Origin of the sequence: Megasphaera paucivorans, from assembly GCF_900103535.1 — a bacterium.
GTDB lineage: Bacteria > Bacillota > Negativicutes > Veillonellales > Megasphaeraceae > Megasphaera_A > Megasphaera_A paucivorans.
Genome location: NZ_FNHQ01000014.1, coordinates 52866 through 71148, shown reverse-complemented (window position 1 = coordinate 71148; position 18283 = coordinate 52866). Strand labels below are relative to the sequence as shown.

The window sequence follows — 18283 nt, the reverse complement described above, 5'->3', positions numbered from 1 at the left end:
CGACGACGCTGATAGGTAACGGTGCCGAATAGTCCTTGTATCGTACGGCGATCCCGTCGTTCAATCTGATACCCTTGGCGCTTGTACTGTTCCACTAATTCTGTATCCATCGTTTCTAACGCACACACCAGTGCCTCTGTGAAAACCCGCATAAACAGCTGCAATAATTTTGTTTCGCGTATGATCGCGGTATCGGATTCCTTTATTGTTTTGATAATTTCTGCTATAATATATTCCATGAGAAGACCTTCGGTTGTGATATATTTTGCTGGCTAGGCAATATATCTATTATCTAGGTCTTTTCTTTTTTTTGCAATATCTTACCGAGAACTATTTTACACTAAGTATTTTATCCGTAATTTAAGTTTATATTGTAACTGTTATATGTACAAAATATATATAATAAAGCATATGATTTTCTATGCTTTTTTGATATTATTGAACGTTTTTGAATACTAATAAAAGATAATGATTGAAAATGATTGATTTTGAATGTTTTGTCACGATATAATAAGGGCAAGAAAATACTGTGATACGAAAGGAGCTGTAAATATGCTTTCGGAAGAACGCCAGGATGCCATTTTAAAAATCGTAAACAATGCCGGTTCTGTCTCTATTCAAGAATTAATAACATGCCTCCACATATCCGAGTCTACAGCGAGACGTGATCTTTTGATTCTTCACAAACAGGGCAAGCTTAACAAAGTACATGGCGGAGCTACCTCATTAGGGATTAATCATACTATTTATAAAGCCGATATGGAAAATTTAAAAGAAAAATATTTAATGCATATGACCGAAAAAAGAAAAATCGCCAAATATGCTGCTTCCCTCATTCAGCCCGGAGATTTTATTTATATTGACGCGGGTTCTACAACAGAGCAGCTTGCTGAGTTTATTTCCAGACCCGAAGTTATTATCATGACAAATAGTATTCCTTTAGTCCAAAAGCTAGCCATAAAAGGATATAATGCATATATTTTACCGGGAAAGGTAAAAAGCAGTACAGAATCTGTCGTGGGTAGTCAAGCTCAAGAACATTTACAAGATTGCCATTTTACTCTTGGATTTTTTGGTACAAACGGAATTACTCTATCTGAAGGCTGTTCTACCCCAGATATCGAAGAAGCTGCAGTAAAGCAGCGTGCCTTGAAACAATGCAAACAACGTTTTATTCTTTCTGATAATAGTAAATTCGGACTTTCCTCTCATTTTACTTTTTCCAGTTTAAAAGCCACCAAAATTATTACAGCAGCTACTACTGCTGACTTTGACTATTCCATTTACAAAAAAGTTACGGAGGTCCACATTTTATGATTTATACGGTTACATTTAATCCGTCTCTTGACTATGTCGTCACTATGGACAAATTAAACCTGGGTAATATAAACCGGGCTGAAACAGAGACCATTTATCCTGGAGGAAAAGGCATCAACGTAGCACTGGTTCTGGGAAATCTAGGTATCCCGGCTAAAATGCTGGGATTTATTGCCGGTTTCACAGGTCAGGAAATTGAACATTTATCTCGTTTATATGGCGGCAACTGTGATTTTATCAAATTGGATACAGGGTATTCCCGTATTAACACGAAAATCAGCGCTGATACAGAAACAGCTGTCAATGGACAAGGTCCTTCTATCCCTTCAGAAAAATTGCAGAGATTGATGCAGCAAATTGACGAATTGCACGCAGGAGATATATTGGTATTGGCCGGAAGTATTCCCGCTGATATTCCTGATGATATGTACGAACAAATTCTGCAGCGTCTCGAAACCCGTTCTATTCGTACTGTTGTTGACGCAACCGGCGAATTACTGCGGAATGTATTGAAATATAAACCGTTTCTCATTAAACCAAACCAAGATGAATTGGGTGAAATATTCCAGGTCACCTTAACAACTGATGAAGAAATTATTTATTATGCCCAACGGCTTCAAACAGAAGGAGCCAAAAACGTGCTAGTTTCGCTTGGCAGCAAAGGCGCGCTGCTCATAGGAGAAAATGGTACAATCTATCGACAAGCCTCCCCTCCCGGCAGATTGGTTAATTCGGTCGGAGCCGGAGACAGTATGGTTGCTGGTTTTATTGCCGGATATCTGCACAACGGCAATGTGGAAGAAGCCTTACGGCTCGGTGTATGTACAGGAAGTGCTTCTGCCTTTAAAAATTGGCTGGCAACGAAACACGATGTTTCCCAAGTTTTGCTTACGTTATAAGTAGTATATTCAATGACAAAGGAGAACACATTATGCGTATTGTTGACTTATTAAAAAATCAGAGTATCGATTTACACGCAGCAGCAATAGATAAAAATTCAGCTATTGATCATATGGTTGACTTAATGGCTGCCAATGGTAATCTTATAGATAAAGAAAACTATAAAAAATGTGTATTTGCCCGTGAACAAGAAGGCAGTACCGGCATCGGTGAAGGTGTTGCAATTCCGCATGCCAAAACCGCAGCCGTACGGGAACCGGGTCTTGCTGCCATGATTTCTCAAGACGGCATCAATTTTGACAGCATCGATGAGGAACCCGCACATCTTTTTTTTCTCATTGCGGCCCCAGAAGGTGGAGAAAATGTTCATTTGGAATTATTGAGCCGTTTAAGCCGCATGCTGATGGATGATCAATTCCGCGATAGTCTAATGGAGTCCAAAAGTACTGATGATTTTCTTGCCATAATCGACAACGCCGAAACCAAGCAACGGATTTCCGAATCATCTGATACGGATATTTCCACACCGGTATCACCTTCTTCTCGACCTTTCGTTGTTGCCGTAACTGCTTGTCCGACAGGAATTGCTCACACATATATGGCAGCAGAATCATTGGAAACCAAGGCAAAGGCCATGGGGATTGACATTAAAGTGGAAACAGATGGCTCTGGCGGCACCAAAAATATCCTGACTACGGAAGATATAGAAAAAGCTGTCGGAGTTATCGTCGCTGCAGATAAAAATGTAGAAACCCAGCGTTTTTCTGGTAAACCGGTACTATTTGTCAATGTCGCCCGCGGTATTAAAGAACCGGAAGTGCTAATAAAACAAATACTTTCCAGACAAGTGCCTGTATTCCAGGGAAATCCTGAAAATAAAGCCGAAACTCCTGCAAATAAGCGAAACGAAGGTGTCGGTCATCAAATATATAAACACTTAATGAACGGAGTATCTCATATGCTTCCCTTCGTTATAGGCGGAGGCATTATGATTGCCTTAGCTTTTCTCTTCGATATGCAAAATGCCGGAACTGCTCAATTTGGCTCCGGTACCCCATTAGCCGCTTTTCTAAAAAATATAGGCGGATTATCTTTCGGCATGATGATGCCTATTTTAGCAGGTTATATCGCAATGAGTATCGGTGAACGTCCCGCTCTTATGCCAGGTATCGTAGGCGGTTTTTTGGCAACAACAGGTGGTTCTGGATTTTTCGGTGCTCTTTTTGCCGGCTTTATCGGTGGTTTTCTTATTCTTGGGTTAAACCGGCTGTTTTCCAACCTTCCTAAAGCATTAGAAGGGACAAAACCGGTTCTTCTGTTTCCCGTAATAGGGCTCATCCTTATCGGTATTATCATGACCTATATTATTAATCCCCCTACCGCACTATTTAATGCTTGGCTGGCCGATACCTTGAACGGCATGTCCACATCAAGTCGTATTATTCTCGGATTTGTTCTCGGCGGCATGATGTCTATTGATTTTGGCGGCCCTATAAACAAAGCGGCCTATGTGTTTGGGACTGCCTCTCTGATGAGCGCCTCCGGCAATGCTGTAAGTTCAGGAATTATGGCTTCTGTCATGGTGGGTGGAATGGTTCCGCCTATTGCAATTGCACTCTGCACATTGTTTTTTAAGCGTAAATTCACAGTAAAAGAACGTCAATCCTGCATTACTACATTTATCATGGGTGCTTCGTTTATCACGGAAGGTGCTATTCCTTTTGCTGCGTCTGATCCACTCCATGTTATTCCATCTTGTGCTATAGGTTCTGCTGCCGCAGGCGCATTATCTATGTTATTTAATTGTACGTTACCAGCTCCACACGGCGGCATTTTTGTTTTTGGTGTTGTAACAAACTGGCCTATGTATCTCGTTTCTCTACTCATCGGTTCTATTGTCGCCATGCTGATCCTAGGCGTAATCAAAAAGACGCCCTACAAGAATAACGCCCTATACGCAACCGCAACAGATGATTATAATACAATATAGACTTATTCATATAAGGAGGAGACTTTGTTATGAAAGAATTTACTTACACTATTAACGATCCCGCAGGCATTCATGCCCGTCCAGCAGGTATTCTTGTTAAAGAAGCAAAAAAATTTGAATCATCCATTTCCATTTTAACGGCTAATCAAAAAGGAGATCTAAAACGTATTTTTGCAGTTATGGGATTAGGTGTCAAACAAGGACAAACCATCACCATTCAAATCTCCGGTCCAGACGAAGATCACGCAGCAGATACAATAGAATCCTGCTTAAAATCCAATTTATAGCCAAAAGGAGATATAATACTATGCTTACAGTAAAGGGGAAATGCGTTTTTGCCGGTATCGCGATCGGCCCTATGGCTCTTTTTCATCGCAGCACTATTTCCACTGCTGCCCATACCATAGAAAATGTTGAAGCTGAAGCTGTCCGTTTTCATTCCGCCAGAAAAAAAGCAATATCTCAACTTCAAGACTTATACGATAAAGCACTAACACGTGTCGGCAAAGAACAAGCTGCCGTATTTGAAATTCATCAAATGATGCTTGATGATCCGGATTATATCGAAGCAGTGGAAGATACTATTCGTGCCAATTCCATCAACGCCGAAGCAGCTGTAGACCAAGCTTCAAAAAAATTTGCTGATATGCTGTCTACGATGGAAGACACCTACATGCAGGCCCGAGCCATAGATGTTAAAGATATTTCCCGTCGTATTCTAGAAGTACTTAGCGGCGGTATCGGAGTAGACTTCACTAAATACAATCACGTTATCATTGCCGCCGATGATTTAGCTCCCAGCGAAACACTACAACTGGACCCTGATAAAATTCTTGGTTTTGTTACTTCGGAAGGAAGCACAAATTCTCATACGGCTATTTTAGCTCGCACTCTGGGTATTGCTGCCGTCGTGAATACCGGTACGGCCTTACACACCGATGTGGATGGTAAAACAGCTATCGTCGACGGCTATACCGGTCTCGTTTATATTGACCCGGATGAAGCAACATTAACCAAAATGCAGCAAAAACAGGCTGAATCCTTGGCCTACAAAAAACAGTTGGAAGACATGCGCGGCAAAGAAAGCATGACGCAAGATGGATATAAGGTCGAACTTTTTGCCAATGTCGGCAACCCCAATAATATTCCACAAGTCATCATGAATGACGGGGAAGGAATCGGTTTATTCCGCAGCGAATTTCTGTACCTGGAGCACAATGATTATCCTACGGAAGAAGAACAATTTGAAGCGTATAAAAAAGCGTTGGAAGGAATGAAAGGGAAAAAAGTCGTAATTCGAACACTGGATATCGGAGCAGATAAAAAAGCCGATTATTTTCCTCTGGCACAAGAAGAAAATCCAGCATTGGGTTTACGTGCGATCCGTATCTGCCTGACTCGTCCGGAATTATTTAAGACGCAGCTTCGCGCACTGTGCCGCGCCTCCGTTTTCGGAAAACTGTCCGTTATGTTTCCTATGATTATTTCATCCGATGAAATTGATCGCAGCAAGGATATTCTGCAGGAAGTCCGTAATCAACTAGATAAAGAAGGAATTGCCTATGATCCGAATATGGAAGTGGGTATCATGATCGAAACTCCAGCCGCTGCTATCATCAGTGATGAACTAGCAAAAGAAGTGGATTTCTTTAGTATCGGTACTAATGACTTAACACAGTATACACTAGCTATTGATCGCCAGCATACAGGCCTCGATAAATTTTTTAACCCGCATCATCCTGCTGTATTGCGTCTTATCAAGCAAACGATCGAAAATGGGCATAAAGCGGGAATTTGGGTTGGAATTTGCGGAGAACTCGGAGCGGATTTGGAACTGACAGAATATTTCTTGCGAGCCGGTATCGATGAACTTTCTGTATCACCTCCTGCCATACTGCCTCTGCGCAAAAAAATCCGTTCGCTTAATTTAAGCCAAAAATAATCTTCGCTAAAGCGACATAGTAACTCCACATGTGTAAAGCGGGGGATAGGATGAAATTATTTCATCCTATCCCCCGTTTTTACACATTAATTATTTCTGAAGTCTATAGAAATAATTAATATCCTCCCATCGTATGCATTGTCCTTCCCGCTCTTTTTTCAATTAATTGTCCTGCAATACTGACCGCGATTTCCGCTGGTGTTTCACTGCCAATATCAAGTCCGATAGGAGCTGTAACCCTCGCCAAGTCGGTATCCGTAAAGTGTATTTTTTTCAGCTTTTCCGCCACCATTGCATGTTTTGTCCGACTTCCGATAACACCAATATAACTAGCCGGGGTCCGCAATGCAAACCGTTCTACTTCAAAATCGCCTTCATGCCCCCGTGTAACAGAAATAATATAATCTTCCGGCTGTATATCATAAAACTCCTCTAATTCATTATAGTCTCTTACATAACAAGCTTCCGCATCCGGAAAAAGCTCAGGTGCAGCAAATTCCGGTCTATCATCTGTCACAATACAACGAAACCCTATAAATCGCAACATGGGAACTAATTTTTGTGCCACATGTCCGCCGCCGAAAATAAAAACACGAATACTATTATAAATCATCATAACGTAATAAGTTCCTTCTGATGTGTCAATGGTATCACATCCCTTAACTGACGTAATTTCCATTTTTTCTACAGGAATATCTATCCCTGCTATTCCATCTGTACTGACAAAACCTATTTTTTCTGCCGTAAAAGGCAATACCAGCCAGCCTGCTTTATGATCTTTTATTGCACGCTGCATATTATATACAGCCCGTTTATTTTGTTCTGTCGGAGCTACGAACGTGAATAAAATCTCCACTTTCCCGCCGCAGGCACCACTTAAATTAAAAACAGATATCTTTCCTTTTTTCTGCTTTAACAATTCCTCGGCTTCTTGTAAAGCCAAAAATTCCATGTTTCCGCCACCAATAGTTCCTGCCGCCAACCCCGCATCATCAACAACCATGCAAGCTCCTTTACTGCGCGGTGCACTTCCTTTATCTGAAGTCAACGTAACAAGAATACTATTTTTCCCCTTTTGCAAATCATTCCATAACGCATCAGCAATCTCATGTATAATATCTTTCATTTATTACGCCTCCTACGCATATAACAAAAGGATATTTTTCCCTTTAATCCCCAATTTTCCAGGCATTGTTTCCGGCTTATCTGTTTTAGCAAAACGCCACCATATCAATTTTGTCTCTTTATTTTGTCCTAGATATTGGAATTTTACAATCCACTCAAACGGTTGTTCGATTTGTTCGACTACAGTAATGTCAAAAGCATTTTCACTGATTTCTCCACAAAAACAATGCGCACGTATACCGATGGCCTGCACTCCTTCTCCCACATACCGTCCCGTGTCAAGTATAAGATTCCAATCCGGCACGTATATTTGTGTTGTTCCTATTTTATTTGCTTTAACTATATTTTTGCACCCTGTAAGTTCTGCACCCACACGCGTTGCCGGATCCTGAAAAATTTTTTTTGTCTCTCCAAAAACATCCAAATGTCCTGCATCCAAAACAGCAATATGATCACATAATTGATACGCTTCATCCCGACTATGCGTAACAACAATAACATCTTTTTGAAATTCTACCAAAAGCGTATGTAGTTCGGTCATAAGTTGTTCCTTAAGATAACTGTCAAGTGCGCTGAACGGTTCATCCAAAAGCAAAATTTCAGGTTTATTGATAAGAATACGTGCCAAAGCCACTCGCTGCTGCTGTCCTCCGGAAAGTTGTGCCGGTTTGCGCTTTTCCAGTCCTGACAGCTGCATACGGTCTATGATATCTCCAATACGATTCGTCCGTTCCCTTTTATCAGATACCGTATGCACCCCGCAAGAAATATTCTCCGCAACAGTCATATTAGGAAATAACGCATAATTTTGAAAAAGGTATCCCACATGACGTTCTTGTGTTTTTAAATTAATGTTTTTTCTACTGTCAAATACCGTACGTCCATTTATAATGATTTTTCCCTCATCGGGCCGCTCAATTCCCGTAATGCATTGCAGTGTTTTACTCTTTCCGCTTCCGGATGCACCTAAGAGTCCTAAAACACCATGTTCTAATTGAAATTTCACATCAAGTCTGAATGCGCCCAATTGTTTATGGATTTCTATGGTCATGCTCATGAACAGGCCCGCCTTCCTTGTCCGCGTTTTTCCAACATATTAACGGTCAGTAATACTACCGCGCTAATGGCGATATTGACCAACACCCATACAAAAGCACTATATTCATCATTGGTTCTCCATAATTGATAGACTGTTGTAGAAATAGTTGCAGTATTTTTGGGAATATAGCCAATAAGCATGCTGGTCGCTCCATATTCACCAAGTGCTCTGGCAAAAGCCAATACAGTCCCCGCAATAATTCCTTGTTTACAATAAGGCATCCGGATATGCCAGAATATATATGTACCAGAGAGTCCTAATGTTCTTCCACTCCAAGCAAGCGTTTCATCAAAACTTTCAAAAGCTCCGCGTGCCGTACGATACATCAGCGGGAATGCAACAACCGCGGAGGCAATGATTCCTCCATACCAAGTCATGACAAACTGCACTCCTATACTTTGTAAGAAAATTCCAACAGGATGTTTCAAGCCAAAAACAAGTAATAACAGCCAGCCGCACACGGTAGGCGGCAAAACCAGAGGCAGCGTTAAAACAACATCCAGAATTCCTTTCCATATTCTCGGCAGTTTAGCTACATAGTATGCCATACCGATGCCACTGAAAAATACAATAACACAAGAAATTGCTGCAATACGTAAGCTATTCCAAAGTGGGTACCAATCCATAATTATCAGTCCTTATACAAAATAAACGAAAAACTTTTTTCTTGCGGAAAGTCTTTCTCTTATTTCATTTTACATTTTTCAGATGATTTTACTAAAACCAACACCTTCAAAAACCTTCATAGCTTCTTCGCTTTGCAAATATTTCAAAAATTCTGTCGCTGCTTCCTGATTTTTACTGTTTTTCATGACAGCGGCCGGATAAATAACCTGCCCGCACATGGATTGTGCAGCAAGTCCGAGAGGTGTTAGTCCTGCACTAAATGCATCTGTACTGTAAATAATCCCACAGTCCGCACTACCTTCCTTGACTTGTGTAGTTACTTCTTTAACATTAGAGCCATAGGAAATATGTCCGGCCTCTGCCAATGCGGTTTCATCCAGTTTATAAAAAGCTAAAATTTTCTGAGTATATTGCCCCACAGGGACATCACTGTTTCCCATGACGAGACGAATAGATCCATTTTTTAATTTTTCAGCCATATCTTCAAAATCTTTAATATGTTTAGGATTATCCTCCGGTGCAACAAGGGCCACTTTATTTTCCAGTAAATTGAACCGCGTTCCCTGCAAAACATAATCCAATTTTTGTGGATTTTCTGCCTCCCCTTTAGAGGCATCCAGTTGATTCATTTGTTTAGGTGCCGCAGAAATAAACAAATCACAGGCTGCTCCATTTTGAATTTGTGTTTTTAATGTTCCTGATGAGTCAAAATTATAAGTAATTTCAACATTGGGATGAGATTTTTGATAGTTTTCAGCAATCGTATTCATTGTTTCCGTCATACTGGCAGCAGCAAATACTGTCAAATGAATTTTTTTATCCGCATTTGCCGAGGCCTTCGTGTCTTTATTGTTAGACACGCCACATCCTATGACATTAAACAACAAGCAAGCAAGTATACTCAACCCAACATATTTTTTTAATTGCATTTTTTTCACCTCTTCTAATGTTAAAATATTTCGCATCAGCGACGTGCACACTCGGTGACTTCGCCGCGCAAAACAGCTAATCCGTGCGGCAGCGTATCAAGGATACAATCCAGGCATTCTTCACAAGCCGCGGGACTTCCCGGAAAATTAATAATCAACGTTTTATGACGAATGACACTCACTGCCCGTGACAACATAGCCCGTGGTGTAATATGCAAAGAATAGGACCGCATTGCCTCTGCAATTCCCGGAACATTTTTAGTAGCAACTGCCAATGTAGCTTCAGGAGTAATGTCACGCGGCGCAAAGCCCGTTCCTCCTGTTGTTGCCACTAGATCTAATTGCCGCTGATCCGCTAACCGGCATAATTGATGCCGCAATACAGCAGCATCATCAGCAATTAAAATTTTCTCTACCACTTCATATCCGGCTCGTTGTAACCGTTCCGATATAAGAGGTCCGCTCACATCCTCTCGTTCACCGCGGCTTCCTTTATCGGAAAGAGTAATAACCGCGGCTTGATAGGGTCTTTTTACTGTACGTGCTACTATCTCTAAACAATCTCCGATACGAACTATACCGCCTTTTAGAACACGGGCAAAAATACCTTCCCGCGGCATGATACAGTCACCTACAGATTTATATATGGCACAGTGATCATGACACTCTTTACCGATCTGAGTTATTTCCAGCAATACATTATTCCCGCATTGAAGCAAGGTTCCGACAGGAAGTTTCGATAAATCAAATCCTTGTACAACCAGATTTTCTCCGAAAGCTCCAAAAGCAACATGTCCCACTTTTTCACGAAAATCTTTTATTTTTTCTATAGATAACAAACTAACCTGCCTATGCCAATGCCCCGCATGTGCGTCATCCTTAATTCCCCATTCCTGAATCAGTTCCGCTTCATTAACAGATACTTTTTGAACACCTCGTACAGTACTAATACAAATCGCTGCTATTTCTCCCATGTTATCCTCCTATCCGGTTCATTGTTTTATACTCTGTAATTTTATTTTTTTCTGTAAAGCAATGTTCCTTCGGCTTTATACTGACTGCCATAGTAAACATGCGAACCAACATTTCTTCCAAATCAAGAAAATCTGTTCCCGCCCGCAGCAAGGGTTTTAACTCAACTGCCGTATCATAACATAAACAGGGCTTTAACTGTCCGGTACTTGTCAGCCGCATGCGATTGCAATCTATACAAAAACGATGTGTGTTGGCTGCAATAAAACCAATGCGACCATTCAATAACCGGCTTTTAAAATACACGGCGGGGCCGTTGCCGCGTTTTTCATTTATACGATGTAAATCAGGGTACTGACGCATTAGGCATTGAAGCATATCATGTTCAGCCGGACCCGCATAATTACGTCCAACACCAATGGGCATTACCTCAATAAATCGGACGTCAACCGGATAATATGCGGCAATTTCGGCTAATGCAGATATTTGATCTTTATTTTCTTCCATAAGAACGGTATTGATTTTTGTATGGATGCGGGAGGCAGCACATGCTGCAATCGCGTCCTTCACCTGATACAATCCATCTACGCCTGTAATATCTTGAAACTGGCCCGCTTCCATGGTATCCAAGCTAATATTCACTCCATCTATGCCCACTGCCTCCAGATCCGGCAATATCTGTTTTAAATATATACCATTGGTAGTCAACGTAACATTGTTAACACCTGGCATAGCTTTTAACGTCGCAATAAATGGTACAATCCCTTTACGCACCAGCGGTTCTCCGCCTGTTATTTTAAACCGGTCGATCCCTAAAGATACAGCAACACGACAAACGCTAAGAAATTCTTCATATGTCAAAATTTCCTCATGACAAATATCAGGTACGGCCATCGGCATACAGTAACGGCATCTCATATTGCATCGATCCGTAACAGAAATTCGCAAATAATTAATTACCCGCCCCCATGGATCCTTCATTTCATCACGTCCTTTTCCGTATACAGAAAATGACCGCTTTTACCGCCAATTTTTTCAACTAAATGAATTCCGCTGATTTCCATACGCTTATCTACGGCTTTACACATATCATATATAGTAAGTAAAGCAACAGAGACACCCGTGAGAGCTTCCATTTCCACTCCGGTCATTCCTTCACATTTTACCGTGCACCGCGCCTCAATCTCACTCGTTTCCGGACAAAGAGAAAATGTAACACTGCACGTTGTAAGATTCAATACATGGCAAAGAGGAATCAGCTCACTTGTCCGTTTAACACCCATGATGCCACCTATTTGAGCGACACTCAAAACATCTCCTTTTTTTACAGCTCCCTCACAAACAGCTGTAAAACATACGCTATCCATACGTATCCGGCCTACAGCAACCGCAATGCGGGATGTGCTTTTTTTATTGCTTATATCAACCATGACTGCATTGCCATTGGCATCAAAATGTGTAAATTCCGTCATAGCGCCCGCCTACTTTCCAAATCCGCAATTGGGAAAAGTACAAATTTCGCAGTTTAAACACAACCCACCTTCACCAAGCGCCGCAAGCTGTGCGGCCGTAATAGAAACATCCGCCATCAACGCCGGCAGCACTAAATCAAAAATGGTTCGTTTAGCATACATGACACAGCCAGGTAATCCCACTACAGGCCGTCCGTCAGCACTATAAGCCAAAAGAAACATCGCACCCGGAAGTACCGGAGCTCCATAAGAAATAATCTGAGCCCCACTGTTTCTAATTGCAAGCGGGGTCTGATCATCAGGATCGACACTCATTCCTCCCGTGCAAAATACCATATCCGCTCCATCGGCAAGCATTTTCTGAATAGCAATGGTAATCTTGTTATGATCATCATCAACAATAGTATGTATTTCCATTACCGCTCCGTATTCCATTAATTTTTCTTGAATAACTGGCGTAAATGTATCTTTGATCCTGCCATGAAAAATTTCATTTCCCGTAGTAACAACTCCAAATTTTTTTTGTTTAAAAGGAATAACATTAAACAGCGGTTTCATTCCGCCAGCCTGTCTCGCCATTTCCATTTTTTCCTTTTCAATAACTAAAGGAATAATACGCGTCCCTGCCAATATATCTCCCTTTTGAACAGCAAAACCACCATGCCGCGAAGCAATTATCATTTCCCCCAAGGAGTTCACTGCCATGACTCGATCTTTTTCAACAGTAAATACCCCATCACACATTGCAATAAGTTCAATTTTTCCTTCTTTAGGTTCTCCCGTGTCTATATTATCTCCCGTACAAATATCACGTAAAATCATGGCTGCTTCATTTTCATGCAGCATCTTTTCATTGTTTTCCCAAATATACACATGATCTTTACCGACAGAAAGCAAAATAGGGATATCTTCTTTTTGTATAATATGTCCTTTACGAAAAACCGGGGCTTTGGTAACGCCTCGGATAATTTGTGTAATATCATGACAAAGAACTTGTCCTACTGCCTCTTCTGTATGGATTTGCTTCATGGTTTTCCCTCCCCTTGTTCTATCATTCTTTGAATGCGGATTGCCGCATTATATTGTTCCTGATGCCTTATTTTGGCTTCTGCCGTGAGGCACTTGCTCCAGCTTGAAGCAAACCGTTCTTCCAATGTAACTTTTTTATTACCGCATACTCGTTTATCGGCCAAATACAGAATGCCGGCTTCATCAATCCCCCCCGTTATTTCCCTTATGCAATGATGCTGTTCTATGGCTTGAGCAATTTTCATGTATCCTCGTTCTCGTAAGATAGTCGCTGCCATTTGTGGATGTGCACGTCCTGAAGATCGGCACAGATCATGAAGAAGTGCGGCAGCATGCAGTACCTTTTGAGAAACAGCCCCCTTTCCATCAAGCAGATAATTACTAATGCGCCGGCATTCATCCCATACAGCAAGACAGTGTTCTCGCACGTTTATCGGAGTGCCGCAATCATCCCATAATTCATGAATCTCTTTTATTGAAGGACCATCATCAGGCATTTTGCCAACGGCTGTGACAATAAGTTCATTCTCCGTATAATTAAGGACAGTAACACTGCCATAGGGTTGACGAAACATGGCATCAATTTTAGGATTCAGTTTCATAAGCCGGTACATCAAAGCTCGAATACTTCCTTCATGTGTCACTACAACAGCATTGTGTGCCGTTTTTTTTAAAATTCTTAAAACAACCTGCTGCATCCTATCGGCAGCCTGCTCCAATGTTTCCGCACCCAGTGGAACAACAGCCCAATCCTCCCCCCTTTTTTGATATAAATCAGGGTATTGCTGCCGAATTTCCTGAAAGCTTTTTCCTTCCCATGAGCCTACATTAATTTCTCTTAGCGCCGCCATTTCTTGGACAGGAATCCGTTCAGACGCAATAATTTCTGCTGTTTTTTTACTGCGCAATAACGGACTGCAGTAAATACTTTCAATGAACTCAAAATATGGAATCCATGCTTTGGCTTGTTTTATTCCCTCATCACAAAGAGGAACATCCGTCCGACTTCCGATACAAAAAGTTTTGTTATCAGGAAAAAACGGTTTTCCATGCCTGATCAAAAAAACATATTGCCCCATAATTACTCCTTTACCACAATAGCGGTACCATGGAAATCTCCTAAGGGAACAAGTGCTAAACGGCCATGCTTTTTCTCATAATCAGCAACTGCTTTTCGTATTCCTTTAAAGCGATTTGAATCCCAATCATGAATAATCAAAATTCCACCTGCCGCCATGCGCGGCAAAAACCACTCAAGAGCCGCCAATGTCGGTTCATATAAATCTGCATCCAGACTGACCAGTGCAAATACGTCCTGTATGTTTTTACACGTTGACGGAAAGTATCCCTGAAAAATCTTTGCATTATCTTTATGAGGAAGCCGTTCCCATACCTCTGCCGCGTTTGTATCAGAAAAATCATGCATATCGGCTTGAGAAAAGCCGCATTCTGCTTCTGTTCTAATATCGCGGTCGTCAAATCCGGAAAACGTATCAAATAAATACAATTTTCTATCTGGAAAAAGTTCATTTAACATAGCCGCAAACGCTCCTTTATACACGCCTAATTCAGCAATGGAACCTTCCACATTACAAATCCGTTCTGCTGCACGAAAAAGTACCGCGCTGCGCATATCCATGACATCTATAAAATCGGATAAAGAAACTATTTGCCCAACAAATCCGAGATTTTGTATCTGCTGTTTTAACTCTTTTGTCCGTACTGTATCACGCACTGCAATAACAACAATATCAGGACGAAGCCGCAGTGCTTTTTCCACTGAAAAGATGGGAATATTATATATATGTCCCGATACCGCATTATCTCCAAATGCCAGTATCCTAAACAGCGTATGGTTAATTAGTGCTGCCGTCGTCTTTCCTATTTGTCCCGCTCCCAGTACCACGATAGTCTTCATCTTCAGGGCTCCCAATTAAAATAATCGTCAAATGTATCTTCCGCATATTTTTTAACTGCCTTTGCATATTGTTCATAACAAAATAAAAGTTTTCTGCCATCTTCTGTAAGAATACTCATTCCGCCGGCTTCTCCTCCATGCTGTCGTTTTAAAAGAGGAAATCCGAGCCGCTCTTCCAATGCTGCCAACATCTTCCATGCTTTGCTATAAGAAATGCCGATTTTTTCACTAGCCACTTTGACAGTTCCTGAATATGCAACCATGTGAAGCAGCAATGCTGCATTTTTATCAAAAAGACGGCCTTCACGCATAAGAGATACATCCACTGCCGGCCTAAAAAGAAGTTTATTATTACGTTCCAGCAAATCCTTATATTCTTCCTTGGTATCTGCATCAAGCAAAATTCCTTCATCCTCCACGGCAATAAGCTTAATATCTTCGGCATAAAGATCAATCGCCGTTTTTAACCCACCGTTTCCCTTGTATTTTATAATTTTGTCGACAAGTGCACCGGATAACAAAACAGGATGCCCCTCCCGATTAAAATATACAGGTTTGGTCACATCCGATACGGTGTCAAGCAATTGCCGTACCGTGTCATATGTAAATAAAGGGATATCAGCCGGTGTAAAAAAAACACGATCACACAAGTTTCGGATAAAGGAAAAGCCCAGTAAAGCAGAGTCAAACATTTCGGTATGCTCATAATTGGGATTACGTACACAAATAACACCCATTTTAGCTATATGCTTTTCCAATAATTCAGCATGAAATCCGGTTACAACAACGATGGGAAAAACTTCAGCTTGCTGAAAATTCACAATCACTCTGCCAATAATAGACATGGCCCCCATACTCATCAAAGGCTTAAAATCTCCCATTCGCGATGACATTCCCGCTGCTGCAATGACTGCACCTGTTCTCATATATAATCCCCACCAATCGAGTTGTATTTTTTTATAACTCGCTGTTGTTTTGGTATATTATTCGTGATGTATCAAAAGGAATTTCTTTTGATACATCACGGTAACATATACTACAATCTGACATTTTCTTCATTGTATCATACGGTTTTTAAAAATAAATATGATAAATTCAAAAACATCATAGTATGCATTTTTGGTAATATAGATATTACAATAATGCATTTTTATTATTAATTATATTAAGAAACGTCTGCAATTTTTCATTATATTACTCAAATATAACTTAAATTTTTTTTGATTTATCAAAAAGAGTATGTTATATTGAAATCAAATCAAAAATTTCGTTATTTTATAAAAGAAAACCGAGGTGGAAAATGCAATGCTGGATCAAACACTGCTTACCCTTCTAGAACCCGTCGCTAAAGGTATTACCATGCAATTCGGTACAAATTGTGAAGTCGTTATTCACGACGTAAATGATACTTGCATGAACGCGTCTGTTATTGATAATAAAAATGGTCAGATTATTTCCCATCAAACAAATGATGACTCTTCTAACACTATGGGCGATGTATTTTGTGAAGATCAAAACAAGCCGAAAGAATATGCCAGTTACATAACAAAACGAACCGATGGCCGCATATTGAAATCTACAACGGTTTATTTGCGGGATGCTAAAAAAAAAATAATTGGCAGCTTTTCTATCCATTATGATATTACCAGTCTCATGCTGATAAAAAATGCATTAAATCCACTTACTTCTGTTCCCTGTTCCGAAAACAATCTGTCCCATACACCACTTCATGTAAATGATTTGCTTACCCGCTTAATCGAAGAATCCGTCCAAAAATCCGGAAAACCGGCAGCTTGTATGACTAGAGAAGATAAAATTGAAGCAATTAAATTTTTAAACACCCGGGGAGCCTTACTTATCACCAAAGCAGGCGATAAAATTTCTAAATATTTCGGTATTTCTAAATACACATTATACAGTTATCTGGATAGCGACGACTAAGTTTCTCAAGGGATAGCATAAAAAAAAACGATCTGCCACTTATGCAGATCGTTTTTTTTATATCAATATGTTTGCCAACAATATCGTACGTGTTAATTTTGTAAACCTGGCTTACAGGACATCTGCGGATGCATCGCTTCCATGATAGTTTTTAAACGTTCAGGCGCTATTCCCGTACTTTGAGACATATCTGTCATCATTTGCTCTGTATCATTCCGTTTTCTCTGCCAAAAATCATCCTGATGAGTTTTAAAATAATTTTGGATAGAATCTGCTTCAGTTTGTGTCATCTTTCCGTCTTTAATCATTTGCTCCATCATAATTTTATAATTGGCATATTGCGGCATCACCATAAAATGAATCTCTTTCAAACGTTCTGCAGAAATTCCCGTTTCCTCGGCCATTTTCTGCAGCATATTCTGCGAATCCGGACGTTCTCCGCTCTGTCGGTTCCATCCCGGTTTATGATTTACAAAGAAGTGGTGCATAGAATCCGCTTCCGCCTGTGTAATTTGCCCTTCCTGAACTAATTCTGCTATACGAGTTTGCATTGGCTGAGATACTTTATCATAGTCAGGTCTGGCAAAAATTTCTTTTATTGTTTGTTCTGAAATCCCTGTTTTATCAGGAAGGTGTTGTATCCATACTTCCCGTTCTTTTATCAGCTGATTGGTATGTTCTTGTATGATATTTTCTAATTTATCTGCCTGCTCCTGCGTGATTTTTCCTTCAGTTACCCTTGCCGTAATTCGTTCATGAAGAGAATCGCAATGATTGAATCCTATTCCATGTTGTCCTTGACTGACCCGATTAGTATTTGCCATAGGTGACACGACAAAGTTATTGGCCGAAACCGATATATACGGCAAAGACATAACAATAGCTGCTGCAGCACTTGCTAACATGCCTGCCATTATTTTTTGTTTTAAATTTTTTTCTATATGCATTGCATTCCACTCCCTTCTGTTACTACGTTAAGTATAAACAAATAGTATTACAACTTTGTTACAATTATTATACAA

19 protein-coding genes are annotated in these 18283 nt (G+C 40.5%); 6 read left to right on the top strand and 13 right to left on the bottom strand.

Annotated elements, in window-relative coordinates:
* Positions 1 to 239, bottom strand: a 239-nt coding sequence (locus tag BLR11_RS07875; protein WP_176762912.1) for a UPF0236 family transposase-like protein, incomplete at its 3' end; no start/stop codon positions are given.
* 313 nt (positions 240 to 552) lie between these two features.
* On the opposite strand from BLR11_RS07875, the gene BLR11_RS07870 reads away from it, so the two are divergent.
* Genes BLR11_RS07870 through ptsP form a run of 5 tightly spaced genes read left to right on the top strand, consistent with a single transcriptional unit; the run spans position 553 to position 6149 of the window.
* Entirely contained in the window at positions 553 to 1317 is a 765-nt protein-coding gene (locus BLR11_RS07870) for a DeoR/GlpR family DNA-binding transcription regulator (protein ID WP_091650382.1), read from the top strand.
* Positions 1314 to 2216, top strand: a complete 903-nt coding sequence (pfkB, locus tag BLR11_RS07865) for a 1-phosphofructokinase (protein ID WP_091650380.1) — start codon at positions 1314 to 1316, stop codon at positions 2214 to 2216. The genes BLR11_RS07870 and pfkB overlap by 4 nt, the downstream gene beginning before the upstream one ends.
* Positions 2217 to 2248: 32 nt before the next feature.
* Entirely contained in the window at positions 2249 to 4207 is a 1959-nt protein-coding gene (locus BLR11_RS07860; protein WP_091650378.1) for a PTS fructose transporter subunit IIABC, read from the top strand.
* Between the two features lie 29 nt (positions 4208 to 4236).
* Positions 4237 to 4494, top strand: coding sequence for an HPr family phosphocarrier protein (locus tag BLR11_RS07855; protein WP_091650376.1), 258 nt, complete (start codon positions 4237 to 4239; stop codon positions 4492 to 4494).
* 20 nt (positions 4495 to 4514) lie between these two features.
* On the top strand, positions 4515 to 6149 hold the full coding sequence (ptsP, locus tag BLR11_RS07850) for a phosphoenolpyruvate--protein phosphotransferase (protein ID WP_091650374.1): 1635 nt from the start codon (positions 4515 to 4517) through the stop codon (positions 6147 to 6149).
* A 115-nt stretch (positions 6150 to 6264) separates the two neighbouring features.
* Here ptsP and BLR11_RS07845 read toward each other — a convergent pair whose 3' ends face one another.
* The 11 genes from BLR11_RS07845 to BLR11_RS07795 all read right to left on the bottom strand — a co-directional run bounded on the left by BLR11_RS07845 (position 6265) and on the right by BLR11_RS07795 (position 16246).
* A complete protein-coding gene (locus BLR11_RS07845) occupies positions 6265 to 7275 on the bottom strand; it encodes an XdhC family protein (protein WP_091650372.1) in 1011 nt (336 codons plus the stop codon).
* Positions 7276 to 7287: 12 nt separating this feature from the next.
* Positions 7288 to 8331 (bottom strand): sulfate/molybdate ABC transporter ATP-binding protein, encoded by a 1044-nt coding sequence (locus tag BLR11_RS07840; RefSeq protein WP_091650369.1) that lies wholly within the window; start codon positions 8329 to 8331, stop codon positions 7288 to 7290.
* Positions 8328 to 8999 carry a molybdate ABC transporter permease subunit gene (modB, locus tag BLR11_RS07835; protein WP_091650365.1) on the bottom strand — a complete coding sequence of 224 codons (672 nt, stop codon included), beginning with the start codon at positions 8997 to 8999 and terminating at the stop codon, positions 8328 to 8330. Before modB ends, BLR11_RS07840 begins: the two co-directional genes overlap by 4 nt.
* 78 nt (positions 9000 to 9077) lie before the next feature.
* Positions 9078 to 9929, bottom strand: coding sequence for a molybdate ABC transporter substrate-binding protein (gene modA / locus BLR11_RS07830; RefSeq protein ID WP_091650361.1), 852 nt, complete (start codon positions 9927 to 9929; stop codon positions 9078 to 9080).
* Positions 9930 to 9964: 35 nt separating this feature from the next.
* Positions 9965 to 10903, bottom strand: a complete 939-nt coding sequence (locus BLR11_RS07825) for an MOSC domain-containing protein (RefSeq protein WP_091650357.1) — start codon at positions 10901 to 10903, stop codon at positions 9965 to 9967.
* Between the two features lies 1 nt (position 10904).
* On the bottom strand, positions 10905 to 11882 hold the full coding sequence (gene moaA / locus BLR11_RS07820) for a GTP 3',8-cyclase MoaA (RefSeq protein WP_091650356.1): 978 nt from the start codon (positions 11880 to 11882) through the stop codon (positions 10905 to 10907).
* Positions 11879 to 12373 carry a cyclic pyranopterin monophosphate synthase MoaC gene (gene moaC / locus BLR11_RS07815; protein ID WP_091650353.1) on the bottom strand — a complete coding sequence of 165 codons (495 nt, stop codon included), beginning with the start codon at positions 12371 to 12373 and terminating at the stop codon, positions 11879 to 11881. Before moaC ends, moaA begins: the two co-directional genes overlap by 4 nt.
* Positions 12374 to 12382: 9 nt before the next feature.
* Positions 12383 to 13402, bottom strand: a complete 1020-nt coding sequence (locus tag BLR11_RS07810; RefSeq protein ID WP_091650350.1) for a molybdopterin-binding protein — start codon at positions 13400 to 13402, stop codon at positions 12383 to 12385.
* The gene (locus BLR11_RS07805) at positions 13399 to 14481 is read right to left on the bottom strand and encodes a histidine phosphatase family protein (RefSeq protein WP_091650347.1); all 1083 of its coding nucleotides are present in this window, start codon (positions 14479 to 14481) and stop codon (positions 13399 to 13401) included. Before BLR11_RS07805 ends, BLR11_RS07810 begins: the two co-directional genes overlap by 4 nt.
* Before the next feature lie 2 nt (positions 14482 to 14483).
* Positions 14484 to 15320, bottom strand: a complete 837-nt coding sequence (locus BLR11_RS07800) for a TylF/MycF/NovP-related O-methyltransferase (RefSeq protein WP_091650342.1) — start codon at positions 15318 to 15320, stop codon at positions 14484 to 14486.
* Between the two features lie 2 nt (positions 15321 to 15322).
* Complete coding sequence (locus tag BLR11_RS07795; RefSeq protein ID WP_091650339.1) at positions 15323 to 16246, bottom strand: NTP transferase domain-containing protein; 924 nt, start codon at positions 16244 to 16246, stop codon at positions 15323 to 15325.
* 379 nt (positions 16247 to 16625) lie between these two features.
* Here BLR11_RS07795 and BLR11_RS07790 point away from each other — a divergent pair, with 379 nt between their 5' ends.
* A complete protein-coding gene (locus BLR11_RS07790) occupies positions 16626 to 17261 on the top strand; it encodes a helix-turn-helix transcriptional regulator (protein WP_091650336.1) in 636 nt (211 codons plus the stop codon).
* 92 nt (positions 17262 to 17353) lie between these two features.
* Here the strand turns inward: BLR11_RS07790 and BLR11_RS07785 are convergent, their stop codons facing one another.
* Positions 17354 to 18208, bottom strand: a complete 855-nt coding sequence (locus BLR11_RS07785) for a hypothetical protein (protein ID WP_091650333.1) — start codon at positions 18206 to 18208, stop codon at positions 17354 to 17356.
* Between the last annotated feature and the right edge of the window lie 75 nt (positions 18209 to 18283).

What these genes read in the sequence shown, in the direction of transcription:
- BLR11_RS07860 (WP_091650378.1), top strand. Translation starts at nt 2,249, where the DNA reads ATGCGTATTGTTGACTTATTAAAAAATCAGAGTATCGATTTACACGCA.
- ptsP (WP_091650374.1), top strand. Translation starts at nt 4,515, where the DNA reads ATGCTTACAGTAAAGGGGAAATGCGTTTTTGCCGGTATCGCGATCGGC.
- BLR11_RS07840 (WP_091650369.1), bottom strand. Translation starts at nt 8,331, where the DNA reads ATGAGCATGACCATAGAAATCCATAAACAATTGGGCGCATTCAGACTT.
- modB (WP_091650365.1), bottom strand. Translation starts at nt 8,999, where the DNA reads ATGGATTGGTACCCACTTTGGAATAGCTTACGTATTGCAGCAATTTCT.
- BLR11_RS07810 (WP_091650350.1), bottom strand. Translation starts at nt 13,402, where the DNA reads ATGAAGCAAATCCATACAGAAGAGGCAGTAGGACAAGTTCTTTGTCAT.
- BLR11_RS07805 (WP_091650347.1), bottom strand. Translation starts at nt 14,481, where the DNA reads ATGGGGCAATATGTTTTTTTGATCAGGCATGGAAAACCGTTTTTTCCT.
- BLR11_RS07845 (WP_091650372.1), bottom strand. Translation starts at nt 7,275, where the DNA reads ATGAAAGATATTATACATGAGATTGCTGATGCGTTATGGAATGATTTG.
- BLR11_RS07825 (WP_091650357.1), bottom strand. Translation starts at nt 10,903, where the DNA reads ATGGGAGAAATAGCAGCGATTTGTATTAGTACTGTACGAGGTGTTCAA.
- moaA (WP_091650356.1), bottom strand. Translation starts at nt 11,882, where the DNA reads ATGAAGGATCCATGGGGGCGGGTAATTAATTATTTGCGAATTTCTGTT.
- pfkB (WP_091650380.1), top strand. Translation starts at nt 1,314, where the DNA reads ATGATTTATACGGTTACATTTAATCCGTCTCTTGACTATGTCGTCACT.
- moaC (WP_091650353.1), bottom strand. Translation starts at nt 12,373, where the DNA reads ATGACGGAATTTACACATTTTGATGCCAATGGCAATGCAGTCATGGTT.
- BLR11_RS07870 (WP_091650382.1), top strand. Translation starts at nt 553, where the DNA reads ATGCTTTCGGAAGAACGCCAGGATGCCATTTTAAAAATCGTAAACAAT.
- BLR11_RS07785 (WP_091650333.1), bottom strand. Translation starts at nt 18,208, where the DNA reads ATGCATATAGAAAAAAATTTAAAACAAAAAATAATGGCAGGCATGTTA.
- BLR11_RS07795 (WP_091650339.1), bottom strand. Translation starts at nt 16,246, where the DNA reads ATGAGAACAGGTGCAGTCATTGCAGCAGCGGGAATGTCATCGCGAATG.
- BLR11_RS07790 (WP_091650336.1), top strand. Translation starts at nt 16,626, where the DNA reads ATGCTGGATCAAACACTGCTTACCCTTCTAGAACCCGTCGCTAAAGGT.
- modA (WP_091650361.1), bottom strand. Translation starts at nt 9,929, where the DNA reads ATGCAATTAAAAAAATATGTTGGGTTGAGTATACTTGCTTGCTTGTTG.
- BLR11_RS07800 (WP_091650342.1), bottom strand. Translation starts at nt 15,320, where the DNA reads ATGAAGACTATCGTGGTACTGGGAGCGGGACAAATAGGAAAGACGACG.
- BLR11_RS07855 (WP_091650376.1), top strand. Translation starts at nt 4,237, where the DNA reads ATGAAAGAATTTACTTACACTATTAACGATCCCGCAGGCATTCATGCC.